Origin of the sequence: Cryobacterium sp. TMT1-66-1, from assembly GCF_004403435.1 — a bacterium.
GTDB classification, from domain to species: domain Bacteria; phylum Actinomycetota; class Actinomycetes; order Actinomycetales; family Microbacteriaceae; genus Cryobacterium; species Cryobacterium flavum.
In genome coordinates this window covers 100,399-123,611 of record NZ_SOGP01000006.1, presented here as the reverse complement: position 1 = coordinate 123,611, position 23,213 = coordinate 100,399, and the positions used below count along the sequence as shown (strand labels likewise).

Annotated in this window: 12 protein-coding genes and 1 tRNA gene; 11 read left to right on the top strand and 2 right to left on the bottom strand. The window is 64.2% G+C overall.

From position 1 onward, the window contains the following. Positions 1–104 precede the first annotated feature (104 nt). From lgt to pyk, 4 genes are all read left to right on the top strand, one after another. Positions 105–1,094, top strand: coding sequence for a prolipoprotein diacylglyceryl transferase (gene lgt / locus E3T29_RS02965; protein ID WP_241987643.1), 990 nt, complete (start codon positions 105–107; stop codon positions 1,092–1,094). 150 nt (positions 1,095–1,244) lie between these two features. Further along, positions 1,245–5,822 carry a glutamate synthase large subunit gene (gene gltB / locus E3T29_RS02960; protein WP_134344008.1) on the top strand — a complete coding sequence of 1,526 codons (4,578 nt, stop codon included), beginning with the start codon at positions 1,245–1,247 and terminating at the stop codon, positions 5,820–5,822. Then, positions 5,815–7,272, top strand: a complete 1,458-nt coding sequence (locus E3T29_RS02955; protein WP_134344007.1) for a glutamate synthase subunit beta — start codon at positions 5,815–5,817, stop codon at positions 7,270–7,272. Before gltB ends, E3T29_RS02955 begins: the two co-directional genes overlap by 8 nt. Positions 7,273–7,338: 66 nt before the next feature. After that, positions 7,339–8,784: a pyruvate kinase gene (gene pyk, locus E3T29_RS02950; RefSeq protein ID WP_134344006.1), complete on the top strand. Its 1,446-nt coding sequence runs from the start codon at positions 7,339–7,341 to the stop codon at positions 8,782–8,784. A gap of 168 nt (positions 8,785–8,952) precedes the next feature. On the opposite strand, the gene E3T29_RS02945 is transcribed toward pyk, so the two are convergent. Continuing rightward, positions 8,953–9,038 (bottom strand) — tRNA-Leu (locus tag E3T29_RS02945). Positions 9,039–9,076: 38 nt separating this feature from the next. On the opposite strand from E3T29_RS02945, the gene E3T29_RS02940 reads away from it, so the two are divergent. Both E3T29_RS02940 and E3T29_RS02935 read left to right on the top strand, forming a co-directional pair. Beyond that, entirely contained in the window at positions 9,077–9,682 is a 606-nt protein-coding gene (locus E3T29_RS02940; protein WP_035879545.1) for an ANTAR domain-containing response regulator, read from the top strand. A gap of 116 nt (positions 9,683–9,798) precedes the next feature. Next, positions 9,799–13,305 carry a bifunctional RecB family nuclease/DEAD/DEAH box helicase gene (locus E3T29_RS02935; RefSeq protein WP_134344005.1) on the top strand — a complete coding sequence of 1,169 codons (3,507 nt, stop codon included), beginning with the start codon at positions 9,799–9,801 and terminating at the stop codon, positions 13,303–13,305. On the opposite strand, the gene E3T29_RS02930 is transcribed toward E3T29_RS02935, so the two are convergent. Beyond that, positions 13,302–13,727 (bottom strand): hotdog fold thioesterase, encoded by a 426-nt coding sequence (locus tag E3T29_RS02930; protein WP_134344004.1) that lies wholly within the window; start codon positions 13,725–13,727, stop codon positions 13,302–13,304. The genes E3T29_RS02935 and E3T29_RS02930 overlap by 4 nt on opposite strands. A 53-nt stretch (positions 13,728–13,780) precedes the next feature. Between E3T29_RS02930 and polA the strand changes: the two genes are divergently transcribed. From polA to coaE, 5 genes are all read left to right on the top strand, one after another. Next, the gene (gene polA, locus E3T29_RS02925; RefSeq protein WP_134344003.1) at positions 13,781–16,453 is read left to right on the top strand and encodes a DNA polymerase I; all 2,673 of its coding nucleotides are present in this window, start codon (positions 13,781–13,783) and stop codon (positions 16,451–16,453) included. A gap of 74 nt (positions 16,454–16,527) precedes the next feature. Then, positions 16,528–18,204, top strand: a complete 1,677-nt coding sequence (locus E3T29_RS02920) for a DUF885 domain-containing protein (protein WP_134344002.1) — start codon at positions 16,528–16,530, stop codon at positions 18,202–18,204. Positions 18,205–18,411: 207 nt separating this feature from the next. Continuing rightward, the gene (rpsA, locus tag E3T29_RS02915; protein WP_092107815.1) at positions 18,412–19,866 is read left to right on the top strand and encodes a 30S ribosomal protein S1; all 1,455 of its coding nucleotides are present in this window, start codon (positions 18,412–18,414) and stop codon (positions 19,864–19,866) included. Positions 19,867–20,172: 306 nt separating this feature from the next. After that, positions 20,173–22,470: a response regulator gene (locus E3T29_RS02910; RefSeq protein ID WP_134344001.1), complete on the top strand. Its 2,298-nt coding sequence runs from the start codon at positions 20,173–20,175 to the stop codon at positions 22,468–22,470. Between the two features lie 48 nt (positions 22,471–22,518). After that, the gene (gene coaE, locus E3T29_RS02905) at positions 22,519–23,184 is read left to right on the top strand and encodes a dephospho-CoA kinase (protein ID WP_134344000.1); all 666 of its coding nucleotides are present in this window, start codon (positions 22,519–22,521) and stop codon (positions 23,182–23,184) included. Positions 23,185–23,213 lie beyond the last annotated feature (29 nt).

The following is a 23,213-nucleotide window of genomic DNA, read 5'->3' as shown; positions in this document are numbered from 1 at the left end:
TTGTCACTTCGGTAGATCCAGGCGCGTTCTACGCTAAATTGTTCGAGGCGATCGATTCGCCCCAGGTGGCGTGAGTCACGATGAAAGGTAGTACCCAGGTGTCTTTGAGTCTTCTGAGCACGAGCATCCCGAGCCCCGCGTGGAGCTTCTTTGACCTCGGTCCGTTCCGCATTCACGCCTACGCGCTGTGCATCCTCGCCGGAATCATCCTCGCGACGGTCATCACGTCGCGCCGCCTCACCAAGCGCGGCGCCGAGCCGGGAGTCGTACTCGACATCATCCTCTGGGCCGTGCCGCTCGGCATCGTCGGTGCGCGTATCTACCACGTGCTCACCCACCCGGGCGACTATTTCTTCGAGGGAGCCGATCTGCTCCGCACCCTGTATATCTGGGAGGGCGGCAACGCGATCTTCGGCTCCCTGATCGGTGGTGCCGTCGGTGCCTGGATCGGCTGCCTCCTGGCCGGTATCCGTTTTTGGACCTTCGCCGACGCCGTCGCACCCGCGCTGCTCGTCGCCCAGGCGACCGGCCGGCTCGGCAACTGGTTCAACCACGAACTTTTCGGGCTGCCGACGACCCTGCCGTGGGGCCTGGAAATTGACCCAAGCAACCCGGCATTCCCGGTGGGGCTGCCGGACGGCACGCTGTTCCACCCGACTTTTCTCTACGAAATCATTTGGAACCTGCTCGGTGTTGCCGTCATCCTCTATCTGGAACGCAAGTTTCGGCTGCGCTTCGGGCAAACCCTGGGTGCCTACCTGATCTGGTATGGACTGGGTCGCAGCTTTTTTGAATCGATTCGCATTGACCCGAGCGAGATTTACTTCGGAATCCGCACTAACGTCTGGGCGGCCATGGCGGCCATTGCCGTCGGTCTGATCATTATTCTGGTGCAGCGTCACCGTCACCCCGGCCTCGAGCCCAGCGCCTATGTGCCCGGTCGGGAATGGATTGGTCCGGACGCTGGGGTAGAATTTGAGGACAGCGATTCGGATGATCTTGATCAAAGCTCCGCGGATCAGAGCGATGATGCCGATGAACGCACCGAATCACCCGAGGCTCCAGCCACAAGCACGAGCGCTTCGCGTCTGTAGAGTTCGTTCGCTGACATCCAGCCAACACACACGTAGCGCCGCCCGAATGCGGGCCTGACCCGAACCGGGCAAGCGTTATGGTTTTCCGCACACATCTCCTTCGGGCCAGCGTCGTCCCTTATTGCCAGTCATTTCGTGAGGACGGTCTCAATGGCGCAGAAACCTCTCTACTCCCGCTTCAGCAGCATGCCCGAAGCATCCGGTTTGTACGATCCGGCGGCCGAACGCGACGCGTGCGGCCTGGCCATGGTGGCGACCCTGCGAGGAACCGCCGGGCACGACATCATCACGCAGGCCCTCGACGCCCTGCGTAACCTGGAACACCGCGGGGCCGTCGGCTCCGACGCCGGAACCGGTGACGGTGCCGGCATCATCACCCAGATACCGGATGCCTTCCTGCGTGCCGTCACGGATATCGCGCTTCCCCCGGTGGGGCAGTACGCCGTCGGCAACGTTTTTCTGCCAACCGATCCGACCGCTCGCACCGCCATCAAACGCGCCATCAGCCTGATCGCGGACGAGGAAAGCCTCAGCATCCTCGGCTGGCGTGAGGTTCCGGTACACCCGGAAGACCTCGGCAGCCAGGCCCGCGCGAACATGCCCGCCATCCAACAGCTGTTCGTGCAGAGCACTCGCACCACCGAAGCCGGCGCTCCGTTCTCCGACATCGCGCTGGATCGGCAGACCTTTCGGCTGCGCAAGCGCGCCGAACGCGAGCTCGAGATCTACTTCGTGTCGCTGTCCTGCCGCACCCTGGTCTACAAAGGCATGGTCACGACCCTGCAGCTCGAACCGTTCTACCCCGATCTGTCCGACGAACGTTTCGTCTCAACGCTCGCCCTCGTGCACTCGCGTTACTCCACGAACACGTTCCCGTCCTGGCCGCTCGCCCAGCCGTTCCGCATGATCGCCCACAACGGTGAGATCAACACGGTGCAGGGAAACCGCAACTGGATGCGCGCGCGTCAGTCCCAGCTCGAGTCTGAGCTGCTCGGCGACCTCGCCCCCCTGCTGCCGATTGTCACCCCTGGCGCCAGCGACTCTGCCTCGTTCGATGAGGTCGTCGAACTGCTCAGCCTGTCCGGGCGGTCGCTGCCCCACGCCATCATGATGATGGTGCCGGAGGCCTGGGAAAACCAGACCGACCTCGACGACGAACGTCGCGACTTCTACGAGTACCACTCTATGCTCATGGAACCGTGGGACGGCCCCGCCGCGATCGTCTTCACCGACGGATCCCTCGTCGGCGCCACCCTCGACCGCAACGGCCTGCGCCCCGGACGCTACCTGATCACCGACGACGGCCTCGTCGTGCTCGCGAGCGAAATCGGCGTACTCGGAATCGACCCGGCCCGGGTCGTGCGCAAGGGCCGCCTGCGCCCCGGCCAGATGTTTTTAGTCGACACCAAGGCCGGCCGCATCATCGACGACCGGGAGATCAAGGCCGAACTGTCGGCCAGTGAGCCGTGGGGCGAATGGCTCCAAAAAGGTCGCATCAACCTCAAGGATCTGCCGGAGCGGGAGCACATCGTGCACCCGCCGGCATCCGTTGTGCGTCGCCAGCGCACCTTCGGCTATACCGAAGAAGAGGTGCGCATTCTGCTCACCCCGATGGCGCGCACTGGAGCCGAACCGCTCGGCGCCATGGGCAGCGACACGCCCATCGCGGTGCTGAGCGACCGCCCGCGCCTCATGTTCGACTACTTCACTCAGCAGTTCGCGCAGGTCACCAACCCGCCGCTCGACTCGATTCGTGAAGAAGTCGTCACAAGCCTCAAGCTCGGTCTCGGCCCGGAACGCAACCTGCTCTCCGCCGGTCCGGAGCATGCCCGCCAGGTCGTTTTGGACTTCCCGGTCATCGACAACGACGAATTGGCGAAGATCCAGCACATCGACCCGGCCGTCGGCAGCCGTACCACCACGACCATTCGTGGCCTGTACCGCTTTGAAGAGGGCCCAGACGCCCTGGCCAAGCGACTCGCCGCGATCTGCGCCCTGGTCGATGAGGCCATCGAGGCCGGCGCCCTGTTCATCGTGCTGAGCGACCGCGACTCCAACAAGGACCTCGCCCCGATCCCGTCGCTGCTCATGATCGCCGCAGTGCACCACCACCTCATTCGCACCGAAAACCGCATGAAGGTCGGCATCGTGGTCGAGGCCGGCGACGTGCGCGAAGTGCACCACATTGCCCTGCTCATGGGCTACGGCGCATCAGCCGTGAACCCCTACCTCGCCATGGAAACCTGCGAAGACCTCGTGCGAAGCGGCATCATCACCAACGTCACGCCCGAAAAGGCCGTGCGCAACGTGATCAAGGCCCTCGGCAAGGGAGTGCTCAAAATCATGTCGAAGATGGGCATCTCCACCGTGTCCTCCTACGCCGGCGCCCAGACCTTCGAAGCCGTCGGCCTATCCCAGTCCTTCGTCGACCAGTACTTCACCGGTACCACGAGCAAGCTCGGCGGCGTCGGCATCGACGTGATCGGTGTCGAAAACCTGTCGCGTCACGCCTCCGCGTACCCAATGGATGCTGCGGTGACCGCGCACGAGCGCCTCGCGACCGGCGGCGAATACCAGTGGCGCCGCGATGGTGCCCCGCATCTGTTCAACCCGGAGACCATCTTCCGGCTGCAGCACGCCACTCGCACCAAGCGCTACGACATCTTTCGCGAGTACACGAAAATGGTCGACGACCAGGCCGAATCGCTCATGACCCTGCGCGGTATGTTCACGCTCAGCCCGGGCCAGCGCACTCCGGTGCCGCTCGACGAGGTCGAATCGGTGTCGCAGATCGTCAAACGGTTCTCGACCGGCGCGATGAGCTACGGTTCCATTTCGCAGGAGGCGCACGAGACTCTCGCGATCGCCATGAACCGTCTGGGCGGCAAGTCCAATACCGGTGAGGGCGGCGAAGACCTCGACCGTCTGCTCGACCCGGCCCGGCGCAGCGCCGTCAAGCAGGTCGCCTCGGGCCGGTTCGGTGTGACGAGCATGTACCTGACCCACGCCGACGACATCCAGATCAAACTCGCCCAGGGTGCCAAGCCCGGCGAGGGCGGTCAGCTGCCTCCCACCAAGGTGTACCCGTGGATCGCCCGCACCCGGCACGCCACGGCCGGCGTCGGCCTCATCTCGCCGCCGCCGCACCACGACATCTACTCGATCGAAGACTTGAAGCAGCTCATCTTCGACCTGAAACGCGCCAACCCCAAGGCACGCATCCACACCAAACTGGTCAGCCAGTCCGGTATCGGTGCCGTCGCGGCCGGTGTTGCCAAAGCCCTCTCCGACGTGATCTTGATCAGCGGCCACGACGGCGGGACGGGTGCCAGCCCGGTCAACTCGCTCAAGCACGCCGGAACCCCGTGGGAACTCGGCCTCGCCGAAACCCAGCAGACGCTCATGCTCAACGGCATGCGTGACCGCGTGGTGGTGCAGGTAGATGGCCAGCTGAAGACCGGCCGTGACGTACTCATCGGTGCCCTGCTCGGTGCTGAGGAATTCGGCTTCGCCTCCGCTCCGCTTGTTGTGTCGGGCTGCATCATGATGCGCGTCTGCCACCTCGACACCTGCCCGGTCGGCGTTGCCACTCAGAACCCGGAACTGCGCAAACGTTTCGCAGGCCAGGCCGACCACGTCGTGAATTTCTTCGAGTTCATCGCCCAGGAGGTGCGTGAGTACCTCGCTGAGCTCGGCTTCCGCAGCCTCGATGAGGCCATCGGCCACCGCGAGGTGCTGAACGTGAACCGTGCACTCACTCACTGGAAGGCGCAGGGGCTTGACCTCTCTCCCATCCTGAGCGGCCCGGACTTCTCGGAGGCAGAACCGCGCAAGTGGGCGCGCGCTCAGGAGCACGAACTCGACAAGCACTTCGACAACGAACTGATTCGGCGCAGCCAGAGCGTGCTCGAACACGGCGGGACAATCAGGATCGACCTGCCGATTCGCAACACCGAACGCGCCGTCGGTACCATGCTCGGCAACCAGGTCACCCTGCGCCACGGCGAGAACGGTCTGCCGGCCGGCTCGATCGAGGTCACTCTCACCGGCTCAGCCGGACAGTCCTTCGGGGCATTCCTGCCGAGCGGAATCACCCTGCGCCTCGAGGGCGAATCCAACGACTACGTCGGCAAGGGCCTGTCAGGCGGGCAGATCATCGTGCGCCCCGACCGGGCCAGCCAGTTCCCGGCCGAAGACAACGTCATCGCCGGAAACGTCATCGGCTACGGCGCCACGCAGGGCAGCATGTTCATTCGCGGCATTGTCGGGGAACGATTCCTCGTGCGCAACTCCGGCGCGATCGCCGTCGTCGAGGGCGTGGGCGACCACGCGCTCGAATACATGACCGGCGGCCTCGCCCTCATCCTCGGCGAGACCGGACGCAACCTTGGCGCCGGTATGAGTGGCGGTACGGCTTACGTCTACGGGCTGACCGCCGAACGGGTCAACCGTGACGCGCTGACCTCGGGGGAGCTCAGGTTGCTCGCTCTCGAGAGCGTCGACCGGGAGATCGTGCGCGACCTGCTCGAACAACACCGGGACCAGACCGATTCAGCACTCGCCAAGCGCATGCTGTCGAAGTTGGAAGAAACCATGAACACATTTGTCAAGGTACTGCCGCGCGACTACGCGGCCGTACTGGAGACCAGGCAGACGGCCGTCGACGAGGGACTCGATCCCGACGGACTCGTTGTCTGGAATCGAATTCTGGAGGTAACCAATGGCTGATCCGAAGGGATTCCTGAAGACCACCGACCGCGAGCTGCCTGCTCGCCGTCCGGTGGCCATCCGTTTGATGGACTGGAAAGAGGTCTACGAGCAGGGTGACGCCGCTGTCCTCAAACGTCAGGCCGGCCGCTGCATGGACTGCGGAGTGCCGTTCTGTCACCAGGGCTGCCCGCTCGGCAACCTCATTCCGGAGTGGAACGACCTGGTCTGGCGCGATGAGGGCCGTGCGGCCATCGAGCGCCTGCACGCCACGAACAACTTTCCGGAGTTCACTGGTCGTCTCTGCCCGGCCCCGTGTGAGTCGTCGTGCGTGCTCGGCATCAACCAGCCCGCCGTCACCATCAAGCAGGTCGAGGTGTCGATCATCGACCAGGCCTTTGCCAAGGGCTGGGTGCAACCGCAGCCGCCCGGACGCCTGACCGGTAAGACCGTCGCCGTCGTCGGATCCGGTCCTGCCGGACTGGCCGCAGCCCAGCAGCTGACCCGCGCCGGCCACACCGTTGCCGTGTTCGAACGCGACGACCGCATCGGCGGCCTGCTCCGCTACGGCATCCCCGACTTCAAGATGGAGAAGAAGCACCTCGAACTGCGTCTGGCGCAGATGACGGCGGAGGGAACCCGGTTCCGCGCCAACGTCAACATCGGCGCGGACATCACCTGGGACGACCTGCGCGCCCGCTACGACGCCGTCGTGGTGGCGACCGGTGCCATGGTTCCCCGCGACCTGCCCATTCCGGGGCGCGACCTGCCCGGCGTGCACTTCGCCATGGAATACCTGGTGCAGCAGAACAAGATCGGCGCCGGCGGAGCCATCGAAGCGCAGATCACCGCCGAGGGTAAGCACGTCGTCGTGCTCGGTGGTGGTGACACCGGGGCCGACTGCATCGGGACCGCACACCGTCAACTGGCAGCATCCGTCACCAACTTGGCGATAGGCAAGCAGCCGGGCACCACTCGGCCGGAAAACCAGCCGTGGCCGATGTCCCCGACCCTGTTCGAGGTCTCCAGCGCCCACGAAGAGGGTGGCACCCGCCAGTACCTCGCGTCGACGGTTGAATTTCTGGCCAACGATTTCGGTGAGGTACGTGCCATTCGCATCGCCGAGACCGAATACCTCGACGGACGCCGCGTTCCCAAGGCCGGCACCGAGATGGAGATTCCGGCCGATCTCGTGCTGCTCGCGATGGGCTTCACTGGCCCGGAGCCGGACGACCTCAGCCACCAGCTAAAGCTTCCGTTCGACGGTCGCGGCAACGTCGAACGCGACGGCAACTACCAGACCAGCCACGAGGGCGTCTTCGTCGCCGGCGATGCCGGTCGCGGCCAGTCACTCATCGTCTGGGCTATCGCCGAAGGACGCGCTGCGGCCGCTGCGGTCGACCAGTTCCTGGAAGGCCAGACCCAACTGCCATCTCCCGTTAAGCCCACGGACCGCTCCTTCGCCCTCTAAACCCTTACTCTTCCTGCACCACGTCGTAATGCGCTCACAAAGCGCGGAAATCGGAGATTCACCAGAATGAGACGCGCAAAAATCGTCGCCACCCTCGGGCCGGCGGCTGCCAGCTACGAGCAGATCAGAGCGCTCATCGACGCGGGCGTTGACGTCTGCCGAATGAACCTGAGCCACGGCAACTACCAGGTGCACGAGAGCGTCTACGCCAACGTGCGTAAGGCTGCCAACGACTCCGGGCGTGCCGTCGCCGTCATGGTCGACCTGCAGGGCCCCAAGATTCGCCTCGGCAAGTTCGAGGACGGCCCGTACGAGCTCGCCGTCGGTGACATTTTCAAGATCACCACCGAAGACGTGCTCGGCACCAAAGAGCTCTCCGGCACCACCTTCAAGGGTCTGCCGCACGACGTGCACCCCGGCGACTTTCTGCTCATCGACGATGGCAAGGTGAAGGTGCAGGTCGTCGAAACGGATGGCGTCGTCGTCACCACCCGCGTGATCGTCGCCGGCCCGGTCTCCAACAACAAGGGCATCAACCTGCCCGGCGTAGCAGTGAACGTGCCGGCCCTGTCGGAGAAGGACGAAGCCGACCTGCGCTGGGGCCTCCGTCTCGGAGCCGACCTCATCGCCCTCTCTTTTGTGCGCAGCGCCGATGACATCACCCGCGTGCACGAGATCATGGCCGAAGAGGGCCGCCGCGTTCCGGTGATCGCCAAGATCGAGAAGCCGCAGGCCGTCGACAACCTCGAAGAGATCGTCGACGCCTTCGACGCGATCATGGTCGCCCGCGGCGACCTCGGCGTCGAGCTTCCGCTCGAGGCCGTGCCGATCGTGCAGAAGCAGGCCGTGGAGATCGCTCGCCGCATGGCCAAGCCCGTCATCGTCGCCACGCAGATGCTCGAATCCATGATTCTGAGCCCGGTGCCCACCCGCGCCGAGACCAGCGACGTCGCCAACGCCGTGCTCGATGGTGCTGATGCCGTCATGCTCAGCGGTGAGACCAGCGTCGGAGAATACCCCGTTGTCACGGTACAGACCATGGCCCGCATCGTGGAATCCACCGAGGTGCACGGCCTCGAGCGCATCGGCAAGCTGACCAACCGTCCGCGCACCCAGGGCGGTGCGATCACCCTCGCCGCCATCGAGGTGGCCGAGTTCGTCGATGCCAAGTTCCTCTGCATCTTCACCGAGTCCGGCGACTCGGCCCGCCGCATGTCCCGCCTGCGGTCGAAGATCCCGATGCTGGCCTTCACGCCGGAGCCGGGCATCCGTCGTCGTCTGGCCCTCACCTGGGGCGTTCAGACGTACCTGGTGGAGCCGGTGACCCACACCGACGCGATGTTCGGTCAGGTCGATGATATTCTCATCGGTCAGGGTCTCGCCGAAATCGGTGACAAGGTCGTCGTCATCTCCGGTTCCCCTCCCGGAATCGTCGGGTCGACGAACGACATTCGCGTGCACCGCGTGGGCGACGCCCACAACGAGGTCGCACCGGCGTACGTCAAGAAGTAGCGGTCAACACGAGAAGCCCCGCCCGTACGTTTGGGGCGGGGCTTCTCGTGTCTAGACAAACTGGCCGGTGTCATCTGCCCGCGCATCGACCTAATTCTGCACGAACGTGCAGGGCGCGCTTGAACACAACAAAAAACCCCGCTGATCGGGTATTTTGCTGTGAGAATTTGGTACCGGTGGTGGGACTCGAACCCACACGTCCTTGCGAACAAAGCATTTTGAGTGCTCCGCGTCTGCCATTCCGCCACACCGGCTTACAACTACTCGTTCAGAATACCGTAGGCTTTTGCTCGTGACCGACCAAGACAGCACCCCCACCCCTCCGCGCCGCGTTGTCGTCGCTGAGGATGAATCCCTCATCCGCCTCGACATCGTCGAGATTCTGCGCGACAACGGCTTTGAAGTCGTCGGCGAAGCCGGTGACGGAGAAACAGCGGTCGCCTTGGCGCGGGAGCTTCGCCCCGACCTGGTCATCATGGACGTCAAGATGCCCCAGCTCGACGGCATCAGCGCTGCTGAACGCTTGTCCAAAGAGCACATCGCACCGGTCGTGCTGCTGACCGCGTTCAGCCAGAAGGAACTGGTCGAGCGTGCCACCGAAGCCGGCGCACTGGCCTACGTCGTCAAGCCGTTCACCCCGAACGACCTGCTGCCCGCGATCGAGATCGCCCTCTCGCGCTACAGCCAGATCATCACCCTCGAAGCCGAGGTCGCCGACCTGGTCGAACGGTTCGAGACCCGCAAGCTCGTCGACCGGGCCAAGGGCCTGCTCAACGAGAAGATGGGCCTGACCGAGCCTGAAGCCTTCCGTTGGATCCAGAAGGCCTCGATGGACCGTCGCCTCACCATGCACGACGTGTCGCAGGCGATTATCGAGCAGCTCAGCGCCAAGAAGTAGAAACGTCTCAGAGAACGGCGCGGCAGATCCTGCCGGGCCGTTTTTTGTACCCGGGCATCTGATCGGCTGGCGTGTCGGAGGTGTCCGATACGCTCGAACAGACGAAGGACGGGCGCATGTTCCTATTGGACGGCAGCGTGGTGACGAGCGCGAGTGACCTGAGCGCGGCATCCGTCTGCGAGTTTGCGTTTCTGCGCCGCATCGACGCGAAGCTCGGCCGCATCGACGCTGTGGTCGACCCGGTCGACGCGATGTTGGAGCGCACCTCGCGGCTGGGCGACGAGCATGAGCACCGGGTGCTCGAGCGGTACCGGCTGGGCCAGTCTGTGGTCGAAATTTCCCGTCCAGAGCGGATGGCTCGCCCCGCTCTGGAGATTGCCGCCGACCAAACGCGGCTGGCTTTCGGCACGACCGCCGAGGTCATCTTTCAGGCCACGTTCTTCGACCCACACTTCGGCTCACCGACCGCAGACATCGCCTTTCTCGGATTCGCTGACTTCATCGTGCGCCAGGATGACGGCACCTGGCTGCTACAAGACACCAAACTGGCCCGGCACGCCCGAGTGACCGCGCTGCTGCAGCTCGCCGCCTACGCCGACCAGCTCGACCGCATTGGCGTACCAACGGCCGACTCTGTCGAACTGTTGCTCGGTGACGGGTCCGTGAGCGGGCATCCGCTCGCTGATATTCGCCCGGTGTACCGTAAACGCAGGCAGCGCCTGCTGCAGATCATCACGGAACGACTCGCCGACACCCAGCCGGTAGCGTGGGGAGACCCGCGATACACGGTCTGCGGACGCTGTACTACCTGTGAGGCCGAGGTGCAGGCGCACCGCGATCCCTTGCTGGTCGCCGGGCTGCGCCTGTCGCAGCGGGCGCGGCTGGCGGCCGGCGGCATTGGCACAATCGACGATCTCGCGGCGTTAACCGAAGACATCGACGGCATGTCGGACTCGACGCTCACCGCCCTGCGTACGCAGGCGCGGCTACAGCTTCAGGCGGTCCCCGGTACAGCTCCGCCGGTCGATCTGTACAACCCAGGGGCGCTGTCAGTGCTGCCCGAATCGAACCCGGGCGACATCTTCTTCGACTTCGAGGGCGACCCGCTCTATTCAGAGGGAAACGCGACCGAAGGCGACGCCCCTGACGGCTCGACCACGCAGTGGGGCCTGGACTACCTGTTCGGCCTGGTGCAGACCGACGAATCCTTTCACCCTTTCTGGGCGCACACCTGGGCCGAGGAGAAGGCCGCGCTCACCGACTTTCTGGCCTACCTCGGGAGGCGTCGAGCCCAGTTTCCTGGCCTCCACGTGTACCACTACGCCGCCTACGAGCGCACCCACCTGCTCAGCCTCGCCGCCCGGCACGGCGTCGGCGAAGACCAGATCGACCGGCTGCTGCGCGAGAACGTGCTCGTCGATCTGTACCCGCTCGTGCGCAAAACCATGCGCGTCGGGTCGCGCTCGTACTCGATCAAAAAGCTCGAACCGCTCTACATGGGCGCGGAACTGCGCGGCGGCGAGGTCACCAACGCGGCGGACTCCATCACCGAATACGCCGCAGCCCGCGACCTGCACGCTCACGGCGACCAGGTCGAGGCGCAACGCATGCTCGCCTCCATCGCCGACTACAACCGCTACGACTGCGTCTCAACGCTGCGCCTGCGCGACTGGTTGCTCACGCTGGCGCGCGGAGCGGGCATCCGCTCGGCCGGTGGCACGGCCGAAGCGGATGCCGACCCGCTGGAGCCGTCACCGGTGCGCGACGCCCTGCTCGCCCGCGCTGCGCCAACGACACCGCACACCCCGCGCAGCATCGACCAGACCGCGGCCGCCTTTGCCGCCGCCGCAATGGACTACCACCGGCGAGAGCAGAAGAGCTTTTGGTGGGGGCACTATTTTCGGCTCGAGTACCCGATCGATGAATGGCAGGACACCCGCGACGTCCTCGTCGTCGAAGGCGTCGACGTAGAGCGCGACTGGTTCCGAGAAGGTATGCAGCGCGTCGACCGTCGCCACCTCTGGTTGCGCGGTCGCCTGGCACCGGGCAGCAGCATTAAACCGGGCGACCAGGCTGGCCCGTACCTGCTCTACGAATACCCCGGACCGTTTGTCAACCCCGACAGTGCGGACGGCGCACGCGCCCATCGCACCGTCAAAGTGCTGGACGTCAGCGATGACGGCATCCTGATTGAAGAGACACTGCTCAAGGACACGGCTCGCTATAGCGACCGGCCGAGTGCCCTGGCACCCGCCGCACCGCCACGGCCCCTGCAGCAGAAACCCGCTATCGACGAGTGGGCCAAAGCTATCGTCGACGCCCAGCCCGGCTGGCCGCGCGACTCGATGGTCGATATTCTGCGTCGCACACCGCCGCGCACCGAAAGCGGGCACCTGGCCGCCACTCGGGCCGGCGGCAGCACCATCGATGCCGTCATCGCGACCCTGCTCGATCTGGATCACTCCTACCTAGCGATCCAGGGGCCACCCGGCACCGGCAAGACCTACCTCGGCGCATACGTCATCACCGCACTTGTGCAGCGGCACGGCTGGAAGATCGGCGTTGTCGCCCAGTCCCACGCGGTGGTGGAGAACCTGCTCGACGCCGTCATCAGCGCCGGGCTCGAGCCGGCTCTCGTCGGCAAAGTCGCCAAGACCGGCGCCGATGCGGCGGAACCCGCCTACACCGTGCTGCCGAAAGACGGGCAACTTCTGTTCGCACTGGATCACACCGCGACGGGATTCGTCGTCGGCGGCACCGCGTGGGACTTCAGCAATCCGGCCCGCGTGCCACGACACAGCCTCGATCTACTCGTCGTCGATGAGGCCGGCCAATTCTCGCTCGCCTCCACCATCGCGGCCAGTGTCGGCGCCCGCAATCTGCTGCTGCTCGGTGACCCGCAGCAACTGCCGCAGGTCAGCCAGGGCCGGCATCCCGAGCCGATCGACCAGTCTGCCCTGGGCTGGGTCGCCGCCGGCCACGACGTGCTTCCCGCCGACCTGGGCTACTTTCTCGCCGAGAGCCGCCGCATGCACCCCGCGGTCACCGAGCCCGTCTCCCGACTGTCCTACGGCGGCCTGTTGCGTGCCGATCCGACTACGTCGACCCGCTTTCTTGTAGGAATTCGGCCCGGTGTGCACGCCGTGCCGGTCGTGCACACCGGCAATTCCATTTCATCAGCCGAAGAGGCGGATGCCGTCGTGGCACTCGTGCGCGGCGTACTCGGCCGGCTGTGGACAGACCCGACCATGGATCTTGTCGATGACCCCCTGACCGAAGCCGACGTGATCGTCGTGACTCCGTACAACGCCCAGTTGGCTCTCGTACGTGAGGCACTAGCGGCTGCCGGCTACTCCACGGTGAGGGTGGGAACGGTCGACAAGTTCCAGGGTCAGGAGGCCGCCATTGCGATTGTCACCCTCGCGGCCAGTTCGGCCGATGACGTACCGCGCGGCCTGGGATTTCTTATTTTGAAGAACCGGCTGAACGTTGCCGTTTCGCGCGCGAAATGGGCCGCCTACTTGGTCTATTCGCCGGCGCTCACCGACTACCTGCCCGTAACACCAACCGGCGTCGCCGAGCTCAGCGCGTTCATCAGTCTGGTCGAGCCCGACGCGGGCTAAGCCTGCGGCGGCAGGTCCTTGATGATGTTCGTGATGCGAATCGTCGAGCAGCGCCGGCCGGCCTCGTCGGTGACTACGATTTCGTGCGTGGTGAGGGTGCGGCCCAGGTGAATCGGGGTGCACACCCCGGTGACGTACCCTGACGTCGCTGAACGGTTGTGTGAGGCGTTGATCTCAATTCCCACGGCGAGCTTTCCCGGTCCAGCGTGCAGATTTGCTGCCATCGACCCGAGGGACTCGCCGAGCACGACGTAGGCGCCGCCGTGCATGAGCATGGCCGGCTGCGTGTTTCCGGCCACCGGCATCCGCGCCACGGCCCGGTCTATGGTGAACTCGGTGAACTCCAGCCCCATCTTGTCGGCCAGATCTCCGCCGCCGCGCTGCTGAACCCAGGCGAGTGCGTCGTCAGTTGTATTGAACATGATCACCTTTGGTCGGGGGAGCCCGCGCAGGAAGACGCTTGTAGGCTAGGGGAGTGTTGGACTCCGAAAAGCCTACCCTGATGATCATCGACGGCCATTCCCTGGCATTCCGGGCGTTCTTCGCCCTGCCAGTGGATAGCTTCCAGACCCACGCCGGTCAGCATACGAACGCCATCCACGGCTTTCTGTCGATGCTGCTCAGCCTGCTGCGCAACGAGAAGCCGACCCACCTCGCGGTCGCGTTCGACATCTCCCGCGCCTCCTTTCGTACCAGGGAATACCCCGAGTACAAGGGCACGCGCAATGCGACCCCGCCGGAATTCCTTGGGCAGATCCCGCTGTTGCAGGAAGCCCTCGCCGCGATGAACATCACCACCATCACCAAGGAAGACTTCGAGGCCGACGATATTCTCGCCACCCTCTCGGTCGAAGGCACCGCCGCCGGCTACAACGTGCTCGTCGTCTCCGGCGACCGGGATGCCATTCAGCTGGTCAACGAGACCGTCACCCTCCTCTACCCGGCCAGCCAGGGCGTGTCAGCCCTCACGCGCTACGACCCGGCTCGGGTGCGCGAACGCTATGGCATCGAACCCGAGCAATACCCCGATGTGGCCGCTCTCGTCGGCGAAACCAGCGACAATCTGATCGGCATCAGTAAGGTCGGCGAGAAAACCGCGGTGAAGTGGCTTGGCCTGTACGGCAGCCTCGACGGCATCCTGGAACACGCCGAGGAGATCAAGGGCGTCGTCGGCAACAACCTGCGCGAGCAGAAAGAGAACGCGATTCGCAACCGCCGACTCAACCGCCTGGTCACCGACCTGGACCTTCCGATGGCCGTCTCCGCGCTGGAACGCGGCGCCATGGACACCGACGCGGTGCGGGACATCTTCACCCGCCTCGAATTCAAGTCCCTCCTCGACCGGGTACTCAAGCTCGCCGGGGAAGACCCGGCCGTTGAAGCAACCGTTGCTGTCGTCGACGAGGTGCCCGCCATTCAGGCCCCCATCGCGCAGGACCTCCTCGACGAAGAGCTGCAGTCCTGGCTCGACCGTGCCACCGTGGCCCACCCGGCGGGCCTCGGTCTCACCGTTGAGGTGCAAGACGGCAAAGCCATCGGCTTCGGCCTGGCCAGCCCGACCGAGACCGTCAACCTGCCGTGGCAGCCGGGCCGCAAGGATTATGCCCCGCTCGAAGCGTGGCTTGCCAGTGCGGCTCCGAAGGTCATGAACGACGCCAAACACCAGATGAAGGCGCTGCGCCGCAGCGGTCTGCCCTTCAACGGTCTGGCCTTCGACACCCTGGTCGGCGCCTGGCTCATTCGCCCAGGCGGCCCCGATAAGACCCTGGCCGACCTCGTGTCGCGCTACCTCGATGAAACGTTGCCCGTCGCCGACCCCAATCAGCTCGTTCCCGACGAGGCCCAACAGGCCGGTGCCCCTGCCCAGGCGTGGTTTACCCTCCGTGTCTTCGCCGCCGTCGAGAAGGCCCTCGACCCCGGTTCGCTGAAACTGCTGATCGATATCGAACTGCCCACTCTGCTCGCCCTCGCCGACATGGAGCTCGCCGGCGTCAGCGTCTCGCATGAGCAACTCGCCGAGCTGTCCGCCGAGCTGGGTGCCAGCACGGCGAGCCTCGCCGCCGCCGCCTACGCCGAGATCGGCCGGGAGGTCAACCTCGGGTCGCCCAAGCAGCTGCAAGACGTGCTGTTCGAGCAGCTGGAGATGCCCAAGACACGCGCGAACAAGACCGGGTATTCAACGGATGCCGGCGCCCTCGCCGATCTGCAGGCCAGCAACCCGCATCCGTTCCTCGATCTGCTGCTCAAGCACCGCGACGCCACCAAACTGCGCCAGATCGTGGAAACCCTCGACAAAGCCATCGATACGACCGGCCGCATCCACACGACCTACGTGCAGATCGGCACCACCACCGGCCGGATCTCGTCGAACGACCCGAACCTGCAGAACATTCCGGTGCGCACCGAAGAGGGTCGACGCATCCGTGCCGCCTTCCAGGCCGGCCAAGGCAGCGAGAGCCTGCTGACCGCCGACTACTCGCAAATCGAAATGCGCATCATGGCACACCTCTCCGAAGATGCCGGGCTGATCGAAGCCTTCAACGCTGGCGAAGACCTGCACCGGTTCGTGGGTTCCCGAATCTTCGGCGTGGACCCCGCCGACGTGTCCGCCGAAATGCGCAGCAAGGTCAAGGCCATGAGCTACGGGCTCGCCTACGGGCTCAGCGCCTTTGGCCTGTCCAAGCAGCTTCGCATCGACACCAAAGAGGCCAAGCAGCTCATGACCGACTACTTCGAGCGGTTCGGCGCGGTGCGCGACTACCTTCGCAACGTGGTCGAGCAGGCCAAGGTCGACGGTTACACCGAGACCATCTTCGGGCGTCGCCGCCCGTTCCCCGACCTGGCCAGCCCCAAACGGGTACTGCGCGACAACGCTGAACGAGCGGCGCTCAACGCTCCGATCCAGGGTTCCGCGGCCGACATCATGAAGATCGCCATGAACGGTATCGCCGCTGACCTGACGGATGCGTCAATGGGCTCCCGCATGCTGTTGCAGGTTCACGACGAGTTGATCTTCGACGTCGCCCCGGGCGAATGGGATTCCCTGAGCCAGGTGGTCACCCACAACATGGAATCTGCCGCAGATCTGCTCGTTCCGCTGACGGTTCAGGTCGGCCGTGGACCCAACTGGGACGCCGCCGCCCACTAAATCACTGCGGTGTGACCGGCCAGTTTCCCCAATTGGGGGGTTCACGCCGAGCAGTCGTGTTCTAGGCTCGACGCATGACACATGACACTCTGCGCACTCCCACGGCCATCGACCAGATCGCTGAAGAGTGGGTGGACACCCTCGTCGACCTTGACCCAACGGTGGGTACCTACATCGGCCGCACCGAGGGTGATGGCCGCTACGGCGATTACTCCCCGGCGGGCCATGAACGCTTCGTCGCCGAGGCAAAGAAGACAATCGCCCAACTGGATGCCGCCCGCCCGGTTGACAGCATCGACGAGGTCACCAAGACCGACCTGCGGAGCGAGTTGTCGCTGGGCGTCGAGAGTTCAGACGCGCAGCTGCAACTGCGCGATCTCAACGTGATCGCCTCGCCGGCCCAGGAGATTCGCGACATCTTCGACCTCATGCCCACCAAGACCGTCGACGACTGGGCCAACATCTCAAGCAGGTTGGGCAACCTTCCGGCCGCCATCGACGGGTACATCGAGACGCTCCGGCTCGGCATCGAGCGTGGGGTGACCCCGGCACGCCGCCAGGTACGCGAGGTGCTCGCCCAAGCCCAGCGCCATTCCGCCAATGACGGTTTCTTCGCCGAATTCTCAGCGAACGCGTCGCTCGATAGCGGCACCCTGCCCGCTTCCCTCGCCAAAGACCTCGGCCTCGGCGCTCGCCGCTCGGCCACCGCCTACGACAAACTGGCAACCTTCTTCCGCGACGAACTCGACGGCAAGGCCACCGACGACGACGCGATCGGCCGCGAGCTATACACCCTCGCCTCCCGCCGTTTTCTCGGTGCCACGATCGACCTCGACGAAACCTACGAGTGGGGCATCGAAGAACTCGCCCGCATGGTCGACGAGCAAGAGAAGGTCGCCGGTCAGATCAAACCCGGCGCGAGCGTACTCGAAGCCATCGCCTACCTCGACACCGACCCGAGCCGCAAACTGCACGGCACCCAGGCCCTGCAGGAGTGGATGCAGCGCACCAGCGACAAGGCCGTCGCGGACCTCGCCGAGACCCAGTTCGACATCCCCGACGAAATCAAGACCATCGAGTGCATGATCGCCCCCACCCAGGAAGGCGGCATCTACTACACCGGACCCACCGACGACTTCTCCCGGCCCGGACGAATGTGGTGGTCGGTGCCCGTCGGTGTGACGGAATTCGACACCTGGCGCGAGCTCACCACGGTGTACCACGAGGGTGTCCCCGGTCACCACCTGCAGATCGGCCAGGCCGTCTATAACCGGGCCAAGCTCAACACCTGGCGTCGGCAGCTCGCCGGCACCAGCGGCCACGCCGAGGGCTGGGCCCTCTACGCGGAACGCCTCATGGAACAGCTCGGTTACCTCGACGACCCGGCCGACCGTCTCGGCATGCTCGACGGCCAGCGGATGCGCGCCGCTCGCGTCGTGCTCGACATCGGCGTGCACCTGGGCAAGACCCGGCCCGACGGTTCCGGCCCGTGGACCGCGGACTACGCCTTCGAATTTCTCGGTCAGAACGTCAATATGAACGAGAGCTTCGTCAAATTCGAGGTCAACCGCTACCTCGGCTGGCCGGGCCAGGCGCCGTCCTACAAAGTCGGACAGCGCATCTGGGAGCAACTCCGCGATGCCGCGAAAGCGCGCCAGGGTGATGCCTTCTCGATCAAGGAATTCCACCGCACTGCCCTTGATTTGGGCGGCGTGGGTCTCGATACCCTGCGGTCGGCCCTGCTGAAGTAGGGCATCCGCTGGAGTAGTCAGGCGAGAAGTCTGGTCAAGTTGCCTGCGGGGGAGTCTGGTAGCTAGGATAGAGTGTCACATTTGTGGCGCCCTATCCGCTGCCATGCGCGGAGCGTTCCCCGGGGTTTTTGTACCGCGGAACAACTAAAATACCTGAACGAATTTTTGCGTGTGGCCCGATTATGTCCATCCTGGAGCAACTACTACATGACAATCGCAACGACCGAACGGGCACCCAAGCAGGTCGCCATCAACGACATTGGATCTGCTGAAGACTTTCTTGCCGCGGTCGAAAAGACTCTGAAATTCTTCAACGACGGAGACCTCATCGAGGGCACCGTCGTGAAGATCGACCGCGACGAGGTTCTCCTCGACGTTGGGTACAAGACCGAGGGTGTCATTCCCTCCCGCGAACTTTCCATCAAGCACGACGTTGACCCCTCCGAGGTCGTCAAGGTCGGCGACCTGGTCGAGGCCCTCGTTCTTCAGAAGGAAGACAAAGAAGGCCGCCTCATCCTGTCCAAGAAGCGCGCTCAGTACGAGCGTGCATGGGGCGACGTTGAGAAGATCAAGGAGTCCGACGGTGTTGTCACCGGTTCGGTCATCGAGGTCGTCAAGGGTGGACTCATCGTCGACATCGGCCTGCGCGGCTTCCTTCCGGCATCGCTCATCGAACTTCGTCGCGTTCGCGACCTGACCCCGTACCTGGGCCAGGAAATCGAAGCGAAGATCCTCGAGCTCGACAAGAACCGCAACAACGTTGTGCTGTCGCGTCGCGCCCTGCTCGAGCAGACGCAAAGCGAAAGCCGCACCACGTTCCTCAACAACCTCCAGAAGGGACAGGTCCGCAAGGGCGTTGTCTCCTCGATCGTCAACTTCGGTGCGTTCGTCGACCTCGGCGGCGTTGATGGTCTGGTCCACGTTTCCGAGCTCAGCTGGAAGCACATTGAGCACGCCAGCGAGGTCGTCGAAGTTGGCCAGGAAGTCACCGTCGAGATCCTCGAAGTTGACCTCGACCGCGAGCGTGTCTCCCTGTCGCTCAAGGCAACGCAGGAAGACCCGTGGCAGGTATTCGCCCGCACCCACGCCATCGGCCAGGTTGCACCGGGTAAGGTCACCAAGCTCGTTCCGTTCGGCGCGTTCGTTCGCGTTGCCGAGGGCATCGAGGGACTCGTGCACATCAGCGAGCTGTCCGGCAAGCACGTTGAGCTCGCCGAGCAGGTTGTCTCGGTCGGCGACGAGGTCTTCGTCAAGGTCATCGACATCGACCTCGAGCGTCGCCGCATCTCGCTCAGCCTCAAGCAGGCCAACGATGGCGTCGACCCCGACGGCACCGAGTTCGACCCGGCGCTCTACGGAATGCTCACCGAGTACGACGACAAGGGCCAGTACAAGTACCCCGAAGGCTTCGACTCCGAGACCAACGAGTGGCGCGAAGGCTTTGACGAGCAGCGCGAAAAGTGGGAGCAGGACTACGCTGCAGCCCAGGCTCGCTGGGAAGCCCACAAGAAGCAGGTTTCGACCGCGAACGACGAAATCGCTGCCCCCAGCGACGTCGCACCGGCCGGCTCTGCCTTCTCGAGCGAGTCGGCTGGCGCCGGCACGCTCGCCGACGACGAAGCACTCGCGGCCCTCCGCGAGAAGCTCTCCGGCGGCAACTAGCAGCACAGCTTCACAGTTGCGCAGTAAACGGCGCAGGGCGGGCCGCATCCTTCGGGGTGCGGCCCGTTTTTTCGTACGACGTTCGCAAGCGGATGGCGGTCTCGCGACCGCGCGCAATATCCGTTGGTAATTGGTCAGGATCACGACCCACGGAACTCTTCGTGCTATACCTGATAGTGAGGAAACGTCCTCTTTTTGTCAGCATCACGACGAACAAAATTGTCGAACGGATGTGGATTTCCCTAGTTACAACCTGTTTCTGGTGGGAACGTGCACGACAGCTTCACAGCCCCATCGGAGAGCCCCATGAACACCTTTCACCCCGCAGACAGCGCTGGCAACAGGGTCGAAGACGATTCTCAAACCCCTGTGGCACCGTCGGGAAGTCAGAGCTTCACCGACGGTTCTGGTGCATCGTTGTCGGTTGAGGTGCTCAATGAAAGATTGCGCGACCAGCAGTTTTACACTCGATCGCTGATCGAATCAAACATTGATGCGCTCATGACCACCGATACCAAAGGCGTCATCACCGACGTCAATCACCAGATGGTGGCCCTGACCGGGCGCACCCGGGACGAACTCATCGGCGCTCCGTGCCGCAACTTCTTCACCAATCCGACGCGCGCCGACACCGCCATCGCTCGAGTGTTGAAGGAGGACCGGATCACTGATTACGAGCTGACGGTGCGATCCTTTGACGGCACGGAAACCGTCGTCTCGTACAACGCGGCCACTCTGCGGGATCGTGAGCGCAGAGTTCAGGGCGTTTTCGCGGCAGCCAGAGACGTGACCGATCGCAAAAAGTTCGAGCGCGCCCTCCTCGAGAAGAATTTAGCCATGGAGCAGGCGAATGTTGCCCGGGCCGAGTATCTGACTCGCGCGAAGGTCGAGGTGCTGACACCGCTGCAGGCGATCGTTTCTTCGGCCAAGGCGCTGAGCAGCGGGGTTGACGGTTTGTTGAACGAGGTGCAGCAACGCAGAGTCGACGGCATCTGCGCTGACACCGCCCACCTGCTGTCCTTGCTCAAAGAACTCATCAGCATGTCCACGGTTGAAACCGGCAACGTCGACTTCTACTATGAACTTGTCGCCGTGCACGGCCTGCTGGTCGCCAGCGCCGCGTTGGTCGATCAGAGCGGAGACCCCGCAGTTTCGGTCGCTGTCAACGGTACTGAGCAGGTGGGTGACTTTCCGCTCGACACCCACACCACCGGACAGATTCTGGCGGTCCTGCTGGGCAATGCCGTTATTGCCAGCAAGGGCGAGGACGTATCCGTGCAGGCGCGGATCGTGCCGCGCAGTTCCGTCGGCTTCCTCGACGGACATCGCCCACACTGGTCATCACCTTTGCCAGAGTCCGGTTTTGCGGAGTTTCTGGAAATTCGAGTGACGGACTCCGGGGTCGGAATCTCCGAGGCGGATCTGCCTGCCTTGTTCCTTCCCCTGCGACACGGGGAATTCGACGCCGCGTGGAAGTCAAGCGGCAACGGCGTAGGCCTGGCCATGGTGAAGTTGCTGGCCGAGCTGCAAGAGGGCACGGTCGGTGTGGAGGGATCTCTGAGCGAAGGCGCAACCTTCGGTGTCTGGTTGCCGCGCCATGACCTGTCCGCAGCGACGGCCCAACCGTCGCCGACCGCGGAAAGCAATACTGAGCGAGCAGAGATCCGCCCGGGGAACTCCGATGCATCATTCGAACCAGAACGGGCAGAGTCCGACGCCGGCCGCGAGCCCGAGAACGACAATGGCGACGCGCTGCTTCAACACGCCACGCAGGATCTGATCGCGGCGGCCAATGCTGACTCGAATGTCGACCGTCAGGGTCTCTCGCAGACAGTCGCGGGTTTGACCGTCCCGAGCGGAAGCCCGACGGCGTTGGTGGTTGAGGACGACGCCAAATCCGCCAAGCTCGTTCGGTTGCTCCTGGAAGCAGAAGGCTTCCAGGTGATTGCAGCGGCAAGCGGCGAGGAGGCGCTCGATCTCGCACAGGGAGTGCCGCTAAGCCTGATCACCCTCGACGTGCAGCTGCCGGGAATGGACGGCTGGAAGTTTCTACTGAAGCTCCACGATTCTCCGGAACTGGCCTCCATCCCCGTCGTGGTCATTGCCGGATTGGCCGACATGAGTATGGCATTAAGTCGCGGTGCCGCGGCTGTGCTCGAAAAGCCGCTTCAGCGGGTCGAATTGCAGAACTCGCTCACCCTGCTTGGGTTACGCCCTGACCGGGCACATACACGGTGCATCCTCATTGTCGATGAAGACCGCCAAACCGTCGACCAGGTCACTTCGTATTTGGAAGAGCCGGCTTACCGCGTCGAATCCTCGTCGTCGGGCGAGGCCGCCATCTCTGATGCGCTCAAGTTGACGCCCGACCTGATTCTGATCAATCTCATGATGGAGCACCTCGGCGGGTTCAAGATTGTGCGGGCGCTGCAGGACTATGCCAGTACTCAGTACATTCCGGTGCTGGTCCTGTCGGCGGGAAAGATCACCGACGATGAACAGGACACGATCGACAGCGACCCGGCCCAGCCCGTCGTGACAATGAACAAACCCGACTTCAATCGGGACGCGCTCCTGGCAGAGATCAAACGGGCTCTCGACTGAGCGGATGCTCCCTGAGCCGTCCGCGGGCGAACCAGATAGTCTGACGGGATGTATCTGATTGGGCTGACCGGCGGAATCGCCTCGGGCAAGAGCACCGTAGCACAGCGGCTCAGTGAGCTGGGCGCCGTCGGGATCGACGCCGACCGTCTCGCCCGCGAAGTTGTTGAACGCGGCACCCCGGCACTGGCGGCGATTGCTGAAGAGTTCGGCTCCGACCTGTTGCTGCCCGACGGCAGCCTGAACCGGCGGGCGCTTGGCGCCATCATCTTTACCGACCCGGTGCGGCGAGAACGGCTGAATGCCATCACGCATCCGGCGGTGCGACAGCTCACCCGCGATCGGGTGGCCGAAGCCGCTCTGGCTGACCCGCACGCCATCGTCGTCTACGACGTTCCGCTGCTGGCCGAAGCCAAGGCCGGCGGCCTGGTCACGTTTGACGTGATCGTCGTCGTGCACGCGGATGCTGCCACCAGAATCCAGCGTATGGTGGACCTGCGCGGCCTGACCCGCGAGGACGCGATCCATCGCATCTCGGCGCAGGCCAGTGACGCAGAACGTCTGGCCCTGGCCGACGTCGTGATCGACAACACGGGTCGCCTCGACGCGACACTGATTCAGGTTGACGCGCTCTGGGAGGGCGTGCTCACTGCCGAGGCCGACAAGAGTGCGGCGAGCGCCGGCATCCGCTCGCAGGGGTCGAGCGCGCAAAGCTGAGTGTCAGACCCCCTTTGTAGAATGGAAGC